9 protein-coding genes are annotated in these 14,900 nt (G+C 69.9%); all 9 read left to right on the top strand.

Annotated elements, in window-relative coordinates:
- Nucleotides 1-50 precede the first annotated feature (50 nt).
- Nucleotides 51-5,516 carry a HAMP domain-containing protein gene (locus ACSU6L_RS10175; RefSeq protein ID WP_437055686.1) on the top strand — a complete coding sequence of 1,822 codons (5,466 nt, stop codon included), beginning with the start codon at nucleotides 51-53 and terminating at the stop codon, nucleotides 5,514-5,516.
- 285 nt (nucleotides 5,517-5,801) lie between these two features.
- Entirely contained in the window at nucleotides 5,802-6,482 is a 681-nt protein-coding gene (locus ACSU6L_RS10170; RefSeq protein ID WP_073939526.1) for a response regulator, read from the top strand.
- 135 nt (nucleotides 6,483-6,617) lie between these two features.
- A complete protein-coding gene (locus ACSU6L_RS10165) occupies nucleotides 6,618-9,356 on the top strand; it encodes a DNA translocase FtsK (protein ID WP_437055683.1) in 2,739 nt (912 codons plus the stop codon).
- Nucleotides 9,357-9,654: 298 nt separating this feature from the next.
- On the top strand, nucleotides 9,655-10,494 hold the full coding sequence (locus ACSU6L_RS10160) for a helix-turn-helix domain-containing protein (protein ID WP_437055681.1): 840 nt from the start codon (nucleotides 9,655-9,657) through the stop codon (nucleotides 10,492-10,494).
- 93 nt (nucleotides 10,495-10,587) lie between these two features.
- Nucleotides 10,588-12,060 carry a 30S ribosomal protein S12 methylthiotransferase RimO gene (rimO, locus tag ACSU6L_RS10155; RefSeq protein ID WP_437055679.1) on the top strand — a complete coding sequence of 491 codons (1,473 nt, stop codon included), beginning with the start codon at nucleotides 10,588-10,590 and terminating at the stop codon, nucleotides 12,058-12,060.
- Nucleotides 12,057-13,001, top strand: coding sequence for a CDP-diacylglycerol--glycerol-3-phosphate 3-phosphatidyltransferase (pgsA, locus tag ACSU6L_RS10150; protein WP_437055677.1), 945 nt, complete (start codon nucleotides 12,057-12,059; stop codon nucleotides 12,999-13,001). Before rimO ends, pgsA begins: the two co-directional genes overlap by 4 nt.
- Complete coding sequence (locus ACSU6L_RS10145; RefSeq protein ID WP_437055675.1) at nucleotides 12,998-13,543, top strand: CinA family protein; 546 nt, start codon at nucleotides 12,998-13,000, stop codon at nucleotides 13,541-13,543. The genes pgsA and ACSU6L_RS10145 overlap by 4 nt, the downstream gene beginning before the upstream one ends.
- Nucleotides 13,544-13,652: 109 nt before the next feature.
- A complete protein-coding gene (locus ACSU6L_RS10140) occupies nucleotides 13,653-14,033 on the top strand; it encodes a helix-turn-helix domain-containing protein (RefSeq protein WP_043504588.1) in 381 nt (126 codons plus the stop codon).
- Nucleotides 14,034-14,253: 220 nt separating this feature from the next.
- Entirely contained in the window at nucleotides 14,254-14,724 is a 471-nt protein-coding gene (locus ACSU6L_RS10135) for a Dps family protein (protein ID WP_365515780.1), read from the top strand.
- The last annotated feature ends 176 nt before the right edge of the window (nucleotides 14,725-14,900 follow it).

Here is a 14,900-nt window from a genome sequence, read left to right as displayed (position 1 = left end):
AGGACCCGAGAGCACAGCAGTAAACGGTCGATCCCTGCGGGAGGGACACAGTGGAGTCTGGCGCAGCGACGCGGGGCACGAAGACGCGCGCGAAAGGCGGACCGTCCCTGGGCAAGCGGCGTGCGGCGCCGAACGGCACCACCGAGGTGGACACGGCTGCCCTGAACCGGCTGCTGGCGGCGCTTGTGTCCATGCGCGACGGGAACTTCCGCAAGCGGCTCACGGTGTCCGGGGACGGCGTGATGGCGGAGATCGCGGCGGTCTTCAACGAGGTGGCCGACCGAAATCTCCATCTGACGGGTGAGCTGTCGCGGGTCCGGCGGGTGGTCGGCCGGGAGGGCAAGCTCACGGAGCGGCTGGAGACGGGGGCCTGCGAGGGGTCGTGGGCGTCGGCGATCGATGCCTCGAACGCCCTGGTGGACGATCTCGTATGGCCGGTGTCCGAGGTCGGCCGGGTGCTGTCGGCGGTGGCCGACGGTGATCTGTCGCCGCGGATGGACCTGCGGACGCACGCGTCCGACGGGAGCGGACACCCGCTGCGCGGGGAGTTCCTGAAGGTCGGGCGGACCGTGAACAACCTGGTCGACCAGCTGTCGACGTTCACCGACGAGGTCACGCGCGTGGCCAGCGAGGTGGGCACCGAGGGCAAGCTGGGCGGGCAGGCGCGGCTGCGCGGGATGTCGGGTTCGTGGAAGGGCTTGACGGAGTCCGTCAACACGATGGCGCACCGGCTGACGGCCCAGGTGCGGGACATCGCGCTGGTGACGACGGCGGTCGCCAAGGGCGATCTGTCCCGCAAGGTCACGGTGGACGTGGCCGGCGAGATGCTGGAGCTGAAGGAAACCGTCAACACGATGGTGGACCAGCTCTCGGCGTTCTCCTCCGAGGTGACGCGGGTCGCGCGTGAGGTGGGCACGGAGGGTGAGCTGGGCGGTCAGGCCCAGGTGCCCGGGGTGGCCGGCGTGTGGAAGGAACTCACCGATTCGGTGAACACCATGGCCGGGAATCTCACCGCCCAGGTGCGGGGCATCGCGGAGGTGACGACCGCGGTCGCCAGCGGTGACCTGTCGCGCAAGGTGACGGTGCAGGCGCGTGGTGAGGTGGCGCAGCTCGCCGAGACCATCAACCAGATGACCGAGACGCTGCGGATCTTTGCGGACGAGGTCACGCGGGTGGCCAACGAGGTCGGCGGGGAGGGACGGCTCGGCGGCCAGGCGAACGTGCCGGGTGCGGCGGGCACGTGGAAGGACCTGACGGACTCGGTCAACACCGTGTTCCGGAACCTGACGACCCAGGTGCGGGACATCGCCGCGGTGACGACGGCGGTGGCCAACGGTGATCTTTCGCAGAAGGTCACGGTGGACGTGGCCGGCGAGATGCTGGAGCTGAAGAACACCGTCAACGGGATGGTCGACCAGCTGTCCGCGTTCGGTTCCGAGGTCACGCGGGTCGCGCGGGAGATCGGTGACGAGGGCGAGCTGGGCGGTCAGGCGCAGGTGCCGGGCGCGGCGGGGACGTGGAAGGACCTGACGGACTCCGTCAACACCGCGTTCCGGAATCTGACCGGACAGGTGAGGAACATCGCGCAGGTCACGACGGCGGTGGCCAACGGTGACCTGTCGCAGAAGGTCACGGTCGACGTCTCCGGCGAGATGCTCCAGCTGAAGAACACCGTGAACACGATGGTGGATCAGCTGTCGTCGTTCGCCGACCAGGTCACGCGGATGGCCCGGGAGGTGGGTACGGAGGGCCGGCTCGGTGGCCAGGCGCAGGTGCCGGGTGTGTCGGGGACGTGGAAGGAGCTGACCGACTCGGTCAACGGCATGGCCGGGAACCTGACCGCTCAGGTGCGGCAGATCGCGCAGGTGACGACGGCGGTGGCACGCGGTGACCTGTCGCAGAAGATCACGGTCGACGCGCGGGGCGAGATCCTGGAGCTGAAGAACACCATCAACACGATGGTCGACCAGCTCTCCGCGTTCGCCGACCAGGTGACCCGGGTGGCCCGCGAGGTGGGTACGGAGGGCCGGCTGGGCGGTCAGGCGCAGGTGCCCGGCGTCGCCGGTGTGTGGCGTGACCTGACCGATTCGGTGAATGGCATGGCCGGGAATCTGACGGCCCAGGTGCGGCAGATCGCGCAGGTCGCCACCGCGGTGGCGCGCGGTGACCTGTCGCAGAAGATCACCGTGGACGCGCGGGGCGAGATCCTGGAGCTGAAGAACACCCTGAACACGATGGTGGACCAGCTGTCGTCGTTCGCCGAGGAGGTCACCAGGGTCGCCCGTGAGGTGGGCACCGAGGGCAAGCTGGGCGGGCAGGCCGAGGTGCAGGGCGTCGCCGGCACCTGGAAGGACCTCACCCAGTCGGTGAACTTCATGGCGAACAACCTGACCGTGCAGGTGCGTTCCATCGCCGACGTCACCACCGCGGTCGCCAAGGGCGATCTGTCGAAGAAGATCACCGTCGACGCCAAGGGCGAGATCCTGGAGCTGGTGACGACCGTCAACACGATGGTGGACCAGCTGTCCTCGTTCGCGGAGCAGGTGACCCGGGTGGCCCGTGAGGTGGGCACCGAGGGCATCCTGGGAGGCCAGGCGCACGTGCCGGGTGTCACGGGCATCTGGGAGGACCTGAGCGACAACGTCAACCTGATGGCCAAGAACCTGACCATGCAGGTGCGGAACATCTCCCAGGTCGCGGCGGCGGTCGCCAACGGTGATCTGACGCGGACGGTGACGATCGAGGCGCGCGGTGAGGTGGCGCAGCTCGCCGACACCTTCAACACCATGGTGAAGACGCTGAGTTCGTTCGCCGAGCAGGTCACCAAGGTGGCCCGTGAGGTGGGTACGGACGGCATCCTCGGCGGGCAGGCGCACGTGCCCGGTGTGGCGGGTACGTGGAAGGACCTCACCGAGTCGGTGAACCAGATGGCGTCCAACCTGACCGGTCAGGTGCGGAACATCGCCATGGTGACCACCGCCATCGCCAAGGGTGACCTCACCAAGAAGATCGACATCGACGCGCGCGGCGAGATCCTGGAGCTGAAGACGACCATCAACACGATGGTCGACCAGCTGTCCTCCTTCGCGGAGGAGGTCACCCGCGTGGCCCGCGAGGTGGGCACCGAGGGGCAGCTGGGCGGTCAGGCCCGGGTGCGGGACGTGGACGGCACCTGGCGGGACCTGACCGAGTCCGTGAACGAGATGGCCGGGAACCTGACCCGGCAGGTGCGGGCCATCGCGCGGGTGGCGACCGCGGTGACCCGCGGCGACCTGAACCTGAAGATCGACGTGGACGCCTCGGGCGAGATCCAGGAGCTTCAGGACTACATCAACAAGATGATCGCCAACCTGCGCGACACCACGATCGCCAACAAGGAGCAGGACTGGCTCAAGGGCAACCTGGCCCGGATCTCCGCGCTGATGCAGGGCCGCCGGGACCTCGACGACGTGGCGTCGCTGATCATGAGCGAGCTGACGCCGGTGGTGTCCGCGCAGCACGGCGCGTTCTTCCTGGCGCTGCCGCTCGCCGACGACACGGACCTGGGCGGCGACAACGGCGACCAGTACGAGCTGCGGATGCTCGGTTCGTACGGCTACTCGATGGGCTCCATGCCGACGTCGTTCCGGCCGGGTGAGGCGCTGGTCGGCACGGCCGCCATGGAGAAGCGGACGATCCTGGTCGAGAACGCGCCCAGCGGCTACCTGAAGATCTCCTCCGGGCTCGGTGAGGCGCCGCCCGCGCAGGTGATCGTGCTGCCGGTGCTGTTCGAGGGCACGGTGCTCGGGGTCATCGAGCTGGCCTCGTTCACGCCGTTCACGCAGATCCAGAAGGACTTCCTGAACCAGATCGCCGAGATGATCGCGACCAGCGTCAACACCATCTCCGTCAACACCAAGACGGAGGTGCTGCTGAAGCAGTCGCAGGAGCTGACCGAGCAACTGCGCGAGCGTTCCGCGGAGTTGGAGAACCGGCAGAAGGCCCTCCAGGCGTCCAACGCCGAACTGGAGGAGAAGGCCGAGCTGCTGGCCCGGCAGAACCGGGACATCGAGGTGAAGAACACCGAGATCGAGGAGGCCCGGCAGGTCCTGGAGGAGCGCGCCGAGCAGCTCGCCGTGTCGATGCGCTACAAGAGCGAGTTCCTGGCGAACATGTCGCACGAGCTGCGCACGCCGCTCAACTCGCTGCTGATCCTTGCCAAGCTGCTCGCCGACAACGCCGACGGCAATCTGACGCCGAAGCAGGTCGAGTTCGCCGAGACGATCCACGGGGCCGGCTCCGATCTGCTCCAGCTGATCAACGACATCCTGGACCTGTCGAAGGTCGAGGCGGGCAAGATGGACGTGTCGCCGACCCGGATCGCGCTCGTCCAGCTCGTCGACTACGTGGAGGCCACGTTCCGGCCGCTGACCGCGGAGAAGGGCCTGGATCTGTCGGTACGGGTGTCTCCGGAGCTGCCGGCGACGCTGCACACCGACGAGCAGCGGCTGCTGCAGGTGCTGCGCAACCTGCTGTCGAACGCGGTGAAGTTCACCGACTCCGGCTCGGTGGAGCTGGTGATCCGGCCCGCGCGGGACGACGTTCCGCAGGCGATCCGGGAGCAGCTGCTGGAGGCCGGTTCGCTGACCGACCCGGAGGCGCAGCTGATCGCGTTCTCGGTGACGGACACCGGGATCGGGATCGCGGCGAGCAAGATGCGGGTGATCTTCGAGGCGTTCAAGCAGGCGGACGGCACGACGAGCCGCAAGTACGGCGGTACGGGCCTCGGGCTGTCCATCTCGCGGGAGATCGCGCAGTTGCTCGGCGGTGAGATCCACGCGCAGAGCGAGCCGGGGCGCGGCTCGACGTTCACGCTGTACCTGCCGCTGCACCCGGGGGAGCTGCCGCCGCACGGCTACCCGCAGGCGATGCCCGCGGTGTCGGCCGGTGAGCCGCTCGCCCTGGAGCCGGCGCCGTCCGAGGTGCCGATCGAGACGCCGGCCGAGGTGAAGTCGTACCGCGAGACGCAGAACGGCGCTGCGGCGCTCTTCCGGCGCCGGCGCCGGGCCAGCTCCGTCTCCGAGCACCAGCTCGGGGCGCCGGAGCAGTGGTCGCCCGTGGAGCAGGAGGGGGAGCAGCGGGCGCATCGCGGGATCCGGTTCGGCGGGCAGAAGGTGCTGATCGTCGACGACGACATCCGCAACGTGTTCGCGCTGACCAGCGTCCTGGAGCAGCACGGCCTGTCGGTGCTCTACGCCGAGAACGGCCGGGAGGGCATCGAGGTCCTGGAGCAGCACGACGATGTGGCCGTGGTCCTGATGGACATCATGATGCCCGAGATGGACGGGTATGCGACGACCACCGCGATTCGCCGGATGCCGCAGTTCGCGGGGCTGCCGATCATCGCGCTGACCGCGAAGGCGATGAAGGGTGACCGGGAGAAGGCGATCGAGTCGGGTGCGTCCGACTATGTCACCAAGCCGGTCGATCCTGATCATCTGCTGACGGTGATGGATCAGTGGATGCGCGGCGAGTGACCACGGCGCAGGGTGTGCGCGGGGCGTGTGTGCGGATCTGGCGGGAAGTGTAGGTGTTCACGCGGTTGTGCTGAGCCGGTGTGGCGGAGGCCGTGTGGACGTACGCGATTCTGGGAACCTTCTGGTCTCCGCTTTCGTTTCTGCTATGTGCACAGTGACATCGCGGTGACAGGGTGTGGCGGCAGGCGGGGTGCGGCTACGATGACCGGCACGAGGACGGGCGGCGTAACGGAGTCGTCCCCTGGGGCGGCGCCCGGTGCACTGCCGGGGCGAGGAGGGCGGGCCATGGTGCAGAAGGCCAAGATCCTCCTGGTCGATGACCGGCCGGAGAATCTGCTGGCGCTGGAGGCGATCCTCTCGGCGCTCGATCAGACACTGGTACGGGCATCGTCCGGGGAGGAAGCGCTCAAAGCACTGCTCACGGACGACTTCGCGGTCATTCTGCTGGACGTCCAGATGCCGGGCATGGACGGGTTCGAGACCGCCGCGCACATCAAGCGGCGGGAGCGGACCCGGGACATCCCGATCATCTTCCTCACCGCGATCAACCATGGTCCGCACCACACCTTCCGTGGCTATGCGGCGGGCGCGGTGGACTACATCTCCAAGCCGTTCGACCCGTGGGTGCTGCGCGCCAAGGTCTCGGTGTTCGTCGAGCTGTACATGAAGAACTGCCAGCTGAGGGAGCAGGCGGCGCTGCTGCGGCTCCAGTTGGAGGGCGGCGGCAAGGGCGCGGTCGGCGGCGGCAAGGAGGCGGCCGGACTGCTCGCCGAGCTGTCCGCGCGGCTCGCGGCGGTCGAGGAGCAGGCCGAGGCGCTGTCCAAGCAGCTGGACGACGAGTCGGCGGACGCGGCCGCGGTGGCCACGGCGGCGCACCTGGAGCGCAAGCTGACCGGACTGCGGCGCGCGTTGGACGCGCTGGAGCCGGGAACCGGCGGGCCCTCCTCGGTGCCTTCGCAGAACTGACCGCCCGGCGGGGTCCGTTGCGACAGCGCCGTCGAGTGAGCCCGCGTCAGTTTCCCGCCCCCGCAAGGGCGACACGAACGGGTGAAGCGGTAGGCACACGTGTCCCCTGTCGGCTCCCCCGGTAATCTCACACCTATGGCCTCACGTCCCTCCGCAGCCAAGAAGCAGCCCGCGAAGAAGACGGCCGCTCCCGCGAAGGCTCCGGCGAGGAAGGCCGTGGCGAAAAAGGCACCCGCGAAGAAGGCGCCCGCCAAGAAGGCCCCGGCGAAGAAGGCCGCGCCCGCGAAGCCGGCACCGAGCCCCACCGGGGGCGTGTACCGGCTCGTGCGCGCCCTCTGGCTCGGCCTCGCGCACGCCGTCGGCGCGGTGTTCCGCGGCATAGGGCAGGGCGCCAAGAACCTCGACCCGGCACACCGCAAGGACGGCGTCGCGCTGCTGCTGCTCGCCCTCGCGCTGATCGTCGCCGCGGGCACCTGGTCGAACCTGCGCGGGCCCGTCGGCGACCTCGTCGAGGTGCTGGTGACCGGCGCCTTCGGCCGGCTGGACCTGCTGGTGCCGATACTGCTCACGGTGATCGCCGTCCGCTTCATCCGGCATCCGGAGAAGCCCGAGGCCAACGGCCGGATCGTGATCGGCCTGTCCGCGCTCGTCATCGGTGTCCTCGGCCAGGTCCACATCGCCTGCGGCTCGCCCGCGCGCAGCGACGGCATGCAGGCCATACGGGACGCCGGGGGCCTCATCGGCTGGGGAGCGGCGACCCCGCTGACGTACACCATGACCGACGTGCTGGCCGTGCCGCTGCTGGTCCTCCTGACCGTCTTCGGCCTGCTGGTGGTGACCGCCACGCCGGTCAACGCCATCCCGCAGCGGTTGCGGCTGCTCGGTGTGCGCCTCGGCCTGGTCCGTGACCCCGAGCCGGACGAGTTCGGCGAGGACGACGAGCGCTACGAGGAGCAGTGGCGCGAGGCGCTGCCCGCCCGTCCGCGCCGGCGCGGCGGCCCCGCCCCCGAGGTGTACGACCCCGACGGCGCGGAGCAGGAGGCGCTCTCGCGGCGTCGCGGCCGCCCCCGGCGCTCCGCGGTGCCGCAGCCCGAGATGGACCGGCAGATGGACGCCGTGGACGTCGCCGCCGCTGCTGCCGCCGCGCTCGACGGCGCCGTGCTGCACGGCATGCCGCCGTCGCCGGTCGTCGCCGACCTCACTCAGGGCGTACGTGCCGAGGACCGCGAGCCGACGACACCGACACCGACGCCGGTGCCGGCCGCGCGGCCCAAGCGGGAGCAGCTGAAGCGCCCCCAGCAGGAGCAGCTCAAGACGGAGGTCCCCGACCTCACCAAGGCGCCCCCGAACGAGCCCCGCGACCTGCCCGCGCGGGCCGAGCAGCTCCAGCTGTCCGGCGACATCACCTACGCCCTGCCGTCGCTGGACCTCCTCACGCGCGGCGGGCCCGGCAAGGCGCGCAGCGCCGCCAACGACGCGATCGTCGACTCGCTGACCAACGTCTTCACCGAGTTCAAGGTCGACGCGCGGGTCACCGGCTTCACGCGCGGGCCGACGGTCACGCGCTACGAGGTCGAGCTGGGCCCCGCCGTGAAGGTGGAGCGGATCACCGCGCTCACCAAGAACATCGCGTACGCCGTCGCCAGCCCGGACGTGCGGATCATCAGCCCGATCCCCGGCAAGTCCGCGGTCGGCATCGAGATCCCGAACACCGACCGCGAGATGGTCAACCTGGGCGACGTTCTCCGGCTCGCGGAGTCCGCCGAGGACGACGACCCGATGCTGGTCGCCTTCGGCAAGGACGTCGAGGGCGGGTACGTCATGCACTCGCTGGCGAAGATGCCGCACATGCTGGTCGCCGGCGCCACCGGCTCCGGCAAGTCGTCCTGCATCAACTGCCTGATCACCTCGGTCATGATGCGGGCGACCCCCGAGGACGTCCGGATGATCCTGGTCGACCCCAAGCGCGTCGAGCTGACCGCCTACGAGGGCATCCCGCACCTGATCACACCGATCATCACCAACCCGAAGCGGGCCGCCGAGGCGCTCCAGTGGGTCGTACGGGAGATGGACCTCAGGTACGACGACCTCGCGGCCTACGGGTACCGGCACATCGACGACTTCAACCGCGCGGTGCGCGAGGGGAAGGCCAAGCCGCCGGAGGGCAGCGAGCGGGAGCTCCAGCCGTACCCGTACCTGCTGGTGATCGTCGACGAGCTGGCGGACCTGATGATGGTGGCGCCGCGCGACGTCGAGGACGCGATCGTGCGGATCACGCAGCTCGCGCGGGCCGCCGGCATCCACCTGGTGCTCGCCACCCAGCGGCCGTCCGTGGACGTCGTCACCGGCCTCATCAAGGCCAACGTGCCCTCGCGGCTCGCCTTCGCCACCTCCTCACTGGCCGACTCGCGGGTCATCCTCGACCAGCCGGGCGCCGAGAAGCTGATCGGCAAGGGCGACGGGCTGTTCCTGCCGATGGGGGCGAACAAGCCCACCCGTATGCAGGGCGCGTTCGTCACCGAGGCCGAGGTCGCGGCCGTCGTCCAGCACTGCAAGGATCAGATGGCGCCGGTCTTCCGGGACGACGTCGTCGTCGGGACCAAGCAGAAGAAGGAGATCGACGAGGACATCGGCGACGACCTCGACCTGCTGTGCCAGGCGGCCGAGCTGGTCGTCTCCACGCAGTTCGGGTCGACCTCCATGCTCCAGCGCAAGCTGCGGGTCGGCTTCGCGAAGGCCGGGCGGCTGATGGACCTGATGGAGTCCCGGAACATCGTCGGACCGAGCGAGGGGTCCAAGGCGCGGGACGTGCTGGTGAAGCCTGACGAACTGGATGGCGTGCTGGCCATGATTCGTGGGGAGTCTGAAGCGTAGGGAAACGGCTGCGGTGGTGCTCTCACGGACGGGTACGCGAGTGGTTGCGCGGAACGGTGCGCGGATGGGTGCGCGTTCCGCCGGTTGCTGGATCGTGACTCACCCGTAAGGGATCAGTGAGCAACCGTTTCCCTTTGACGCACGTCAAGTTGAGGGAAGCGAAAAGCGCGTACCCCACCATCGGGATGTCCGGCCATTCCGATGGCGTACAAAGTCCTACCGCCCGGTTGCCCCACCCTTTCGCACCCCCCCTAGACTGAACCTCCAGCAGGTGGCTACACGCTCGAAAGGCGCCCCCGTGTCCATCGGCAACTCCCCTGAAGACGAGCGTCCCTTCGAAGACGTTTCCGAGGAAGCCCACCCCTCCATCGGCCACGCGCTGCGGCAGGCGCGTATCGCGGCCGGGCTGACCGTCGACGACGTCAGCGCCGCCACCCGGGTCCGGATCGCCATCGTGCACGCGATCGAGGCGGACGACTTCGCGCCCTGCGGCGGAGACGTCTACGCCCGCGGTCACATCCGGTCGCTGGCCAAGGCCGTCGGCCTGGATCCGGAACCCCTGCTCGCCCGGTACGGCGCCGAACACGGCGGACGGCCCGCGCCCACCCCGGCGGCACCGCTGTTCGAGGCGGAACGCATCCGGCCCGAGCGGCGCGGGCCGAACTGGACCGCGGCCATGGTCGCCGCGATCGTCGCCGTGGTCGGCTTCGTCGGGTTCACCGCCTTCAAGGGTGACTCCGACAGCGGGTCGAAGGAACAGGTCGCCGAGGGCGTCACGTCGACGAAGAGCAAGGACGTCTCGCCGAGCGCCGGGACCGGCAAGCCCACCGACTCCAAGCCGGACCCGACCGAGAGCGCCATCGCGGCCGCGCCGCGCGACAAGGTCACCGTCCAGGTCAGCGCGGTCGACGGGCGCAGCTGGATCTCCGCCAAGGACCACAGCGGCCGGCTGCTCTTCGACGGGCTCCTGAAGCATGGCGAGTCCAAGACCTTCCAGGACAGCTCCGAGATCAACCTGGTCCTCGGCGACGCCGGGGCGATCGAGCTGTACGTGAACGGCAAGAAGATCGACGAGGACTTCCGGCCGGGTGCCGTGGAGCGGCTGACCTACAGGAAGAGTGATCCGCAGGTCGGATAAGGGAGTCGCAACGGGGCAGCGGGTGCGGGGTCGACCAAGATCGGCCAACCCCGTCGACGTGGGGTGTCAGCGGGACGAAGTAGTCTTGAGCCCATGCCTGAACGCCGTACCGTCGCACTGGTCACCCTTGGCTGCGCCCGTAACGAGGTGGACTCGGAGGAGCTCGCAGGCCGTTTGGAGGCGGACGGCTGGCAGCTCGTCGAGGACGCCGCGGACGCCGATGTCGCCGTCGTCAACACCTGCGGCTTCGTCGACGCCGCCAAGAAGGACTCCGTAGACGCCCTGCTGGAGGCCAACGACCTCAAGGACCACGGCAGAACCCAGGCCGTGGTCGCGGTCGGCTGCATGGCCGAGCGGTACGGAAAGGAGCTGGCCGAGGCCCTTCCCGAGGCCGACGGCGTGCTCGGCTTCGACGACTACGCCGACATCTCCGACCGCCTCCAGACCATCCTGAGCGGCGGCATCCACGCCGCCCACACCCCGCGCGACCGGCGCAAGCTGCTGCCGATCAGCCCCGCCGAGCGGCAGGAGTCCGCGGCGGAGGTCGCCCTGCCGGGCCACGCGCCCACCGACCTCCCCGACGGCCTGGCCCCCGCCTCCGGGCCCCGCGCGCCGCTGCGCCGGCGGCTGGACGGCGCCCCGGTCGCCTCGGTGAAGCTCGCCTCCGGCTGCGACCGGCGCTGCACCTTCTGCGCCATCCCGTCCTTCCGCGGCTCCTTCATCTCGCGCCGCCCGAGCGACGTGCTGAACGAGACGCGGTGGCTGGCCGAGCAGGGCGTCAAGGAGGTCATGCTGGTCTCCGAGAACAACACGTCGTACGGCAAGGACCTGGGCGACATCCGCCTGCTGGAGTCGCTGCTGCCCGAGCTGGCCGAGGTGGACGGCATCGAGCGGGTCCGCGTCAGCTACCTCCAGCCCGCCGAGATGCGCCCCGGCCTGATCGACGTGCTGACCTCCACCCCCAAGGTCGCCCCCTACTTCGACCTCTCCTTCCAGCACTCCGCCCCCGGCGTGCTCCGCGCGATGCGCCGCTTCGGCGACACCGACCGCTTCCTGGAGCTGCTGGACACCATCCGGAGCAAGGCCCCGGAGGCCGGTGTGCGGTCCAACTTCATCGTCGGCTTCCCCGGCGAGTCCGAGGCCGACCTGGCCGAGCTGGAGCGCTTCCTGACCGGCGCGCGGCTGGATGCCATCGGCGTTTTCGGTTACTCCGACGAGGAGGGCACCGAAGCCGCGACGTACGACAACAAGCTCGACGAGGACGTCGTCGCCGAGCGGCTGGCCCGGGTCTCCCGGCTGGCCGAGGAGCTGGTCTCGCAGCGGGCCGAGGAACGCGTCGGCTCGACCGTGCGGGTCCTCGTCGAGTCGGTGGACGACGAGGAGGGCGTCTACGGCCGCGCGGCCCACCAGGCGCCGGAGACGGACGGCCAGGTGCTGCTCACGAGCGGCGCGGGCCTGAGCGTCGGTCGTATGGTCGAGGCGAAGGTGGTCGGTACGGAGGGTGTCGACCTGGTGGCCGAGCCGCTGGCGGGCCACCCCGGAGGCAGCGAGGAGGCGGGCAGATGAGCGGAGTGCCGGCGGCCGCGGGCGGTCCCGCCCGGGCGAACGGCGCGGCTGCGGCTTCCGCCCCGGGCAAGGGGGCGGCGGGCGCCGCCGCCCACGGTCCGAGCGCTGCCGGGCCTCGCGGGGCCGCCGTCGCCGCTTCGGTGCCGGGAGGCTCCGCGGAGTCGTCGCCCGGGAATGCCGGTGGGGCGTCCTCTGCGGGCGCTGCCGGAGGGGCGTCCGTCGGTTCCTCCGAGGGCGGACCCGTGGCTTCGCCCGGGGCAGCGCCGGAGAGCGCGGCGGACGGCGGATCGGGCAGCGGCCCGGCGGGTGCCAAGCCCGCGCGGGGCGGCAAGATCGCGGCTGCAGCGGTCAACCAGGCCAGCGTCTGGAACATCGCCAACCTGCTGACCATGCTCCGGCTGCTCCTCGTGCCCGCCTTCGTCGCCCTGATGCTGGCCGACGGCGGATACGACCCGGCGTGGCGTTCGCTCGCCTGGGCCGCCTTCGCCATCGCCATGATCACCGACCTGTTCGACGGGCATCTGGCGCGCACCTACGACCTCGTCACCGACTTCGGGAAGATCGCCGATCCCATCGCCGACAAGGCGATCATGGGAGCGGCGCTGGTCTGTCTCTCGGCGCTGGGCGATCTGCCGTGGTGGGTGACAGCCGTGATCCTCGGGCGGGAACTCGGCGTCACCCTGCTGCGTTTTCTGGTCATCCGGTACGGCGTCATCCCGGCGAGCCGGGGCGGCAAGCTCAAGACCCTCACCCAGGGCGTGGCCGTCGGCATGTACGTGCTCGCGCTGACGGGGTGGCTGGCCACCCTGCGGTTCTGGGTGATGGCGGCGGCGGTCGTACTGACCGTCGTGACCGGCCTTGACTATGTGAGACAGGCCATTGTGCTGCGCCGGCAGGGAATCGCCGAGCGCAAGGCCGCGCTGGAGGAGACGCAGGGGTGAGGTCCACGGCAGCCGACGTGGTGCGACTACTCACCGTGAGGGGTGAGACGGTCGCCGTCGCCGAGTCGCTGACCGGTGGGCTGGTCGCCGCGGAGCTCACCACGGTTCCGGGTGCGTCCAAGGCGTTCCGGGGTTCCGTGACCGCGTACGCCACCGAAGTGAAGCATCGGCTGCTGGGTGTCGACGCCACCCTGCTGGCCCAGCGAGGTGCGGTGGATCCGCAGGTCGCGGCCCAGATGGCGGTCGGCGTTCGGAAGGCGCTGGGCGCCGACTGGGGCATCGCCACCACCGGTGTCGCCGGCCCCGATCCGCAGGACGGACAGCCCGTCGGGACGGTTTTCGTGGCGCTGGACGGGCCCTTCGGCCCTGGTTCCGGTTCCGCCGGTGGCGGAAAAGTGGAGTCGCTGCGATTGAACGGCGACCGCGAGGAAATTCGTATGGAGAGTGTACGGAGCGTACTCGCACTGCTCCTGAAGGAGCTTGCGGGCGAACAGACCGGGAATGAGCGGGCACAGGATACGGAACAGAACGGGGGGTTTTGATGTTTGCAGCCCTGAGTGAACACGACATCGCTCCCCGCACGGCCGCGGCGCGAGGCGGTACGGTGGGGCGTGAAGGATGCGGCTACGCGGTCCGAGGAGGGAGCCACCGATGATTCTGCTCCGTCGCCTGCTGGGTGACGTGCTGCGTCGGCAGCGCCAGCGCCAGGGCCGTACTCTGCGCGAAGTCTCCTCGTCCGCCCGAGTCTCACTCGGCTATCTCTCCGAGGTGGAGCGGGGGCAGAAGGAGGCTTCCTCCGAACTGCTCGCCGCCATCTGCGACGCGCTGGACGTACGGATGTCCGAGCTGATGAGGGAAGTGAGCGACGAGCTCGCCCTCGCCGAGCTGGCCCAGTCTGCAGCGGCCACCCCCAGCGAGCCTGTGCACACGCCGGTTCGCCCGATGCTGGGCTCTGTTTCGGTGACTGGTGTGCCACCGGAACGGGTGACCATCAAGGCGCCTGCCGAAGCGGTGGACGTGGTCGCCGCGTGAGTGTGGCGCGGCGCTGAAAGAGCGTGACGTGTGAGCCCCGGCGGGGCTTCTTCAGGGGGATCTGGGGAAGCGGGTCGGGGTTTTCGCGTGTCTGGGCCCTTGTTTGGGGCGATGCCCCGTCGGCGTCTCGCTCGCGTCTGGCGATTTGCTCCGTTTGCCGCATTTTGCGGATCCGGTCATCGTGGAGGGGCCACGACTGGGTGAGTTGCCGGAGGTGCGGATGAACGCCGTGAAGAGCCCCCTGTCCGATTCGGATCTGAAGACCGTCGCCGACGCGCTGCAGGGCGCCCTCGTCGATCTGGTGGACCTGGCGTTGGTCGCCAAGCAGGTGCACTGGAACGTGGTGGGGCCGCGGTTCCGGTCCGTGCACCTCCAACTGGACGAGGTGGTCGACACCGCCCGGACGCACTCCGACACGGTCGCCGAGCGGGCCTCCGCCCTGGGGGTCTCGCCCGACGGGCGGGCCGCGACCGTGGCCTCCGGCAGCGGCATCGGAGAGGTGTCCGGCGGATGGGTCAAGGACGAGGACGCGGTACGGGTGCTCGTGGACGCCCTCGGGGCGGTGATCACCCGGATGCGGGAGCGCGTTGCGGCGACCGGGGAACCGGATCCGGTCTCGCAGGACATCTTCATCCAGGTCACCGCGGACCTCGAGAAGCATCACTGGATGTTCCAGGCGGAGAACGTGTGACGTGCAGGTGAGCGAGGGACGCAGGGGTGACGCGAGTGGTGCGCCCGTGTGCCGGTGGTGCGCCCTCCCCGCGCTGAGAGCGGCCGTCTAGCGTCGGCCCGGTCGGGGTGAGACGGCGTCTGGCGTCGGGCTGGAGGTGGCCGCCATGGCGGGGCGGATAGTGCGCTGGGGGGCCG

The sequence above is a fragment of the Streptomyces sp. enrichment culture genome, assembly GCF_964272855.1.
In the GTDB taxonomy this organism is placed as follows: domain Bacteria; phylum Actinomycetota; class Actinomycetes; order Streptomycetales; family Streptomycetaceae; genus Streptomyces.
Note: the sequence above shows the minus strand (reverse complement) of the source record. Positions and strands in the feature narration are given on the sequence as shown.

Coding starts and splice junctions, on each gene's coding strand:
- ACSU6L_RS10170 (WP_073939526.1), top strand. CDS start 5,802: ATGGTGCAGAAGGCCAAGATCCTCCTGGTCGATGACCGGCCGGAGAAT.
- ACSU6L_RS10165 (WP_437055683.1), top strand. CDS start 6,618: ATGGCCTCACGTCCCTCCGCAGCCAAGAAGCAGCCCGCGAAGAAGACG.
- rimO (WP_437055679.1), top strand. CDS start 10,588: ATGCCTGAACGCCGTACCGTCGCACTGGTCACCCTTGGCTGCGCCCGT.
- pgsA (WP_437055677.1), top strand. CDS start 12,057: ATGAGCGGAGTGCCGGCGGCCGCGGGCGGTCCCGCCCGGGCGAACGGC.
- ACSU6L_RS10140 (WP_043504588.1), top strand. CDS start 13,653: ATGATTCTGCTCCGTCGCCTGCTGGGTGACGTGCTGCGTCGGCAGCGC.
- ACSU6L_RS10135 (WP_365515780.1), top strand. CDS start 14,254: ATGAACGCCGTGAAGAGCCCCCTGTCCGATTCGGATCTGAAGACCGTC.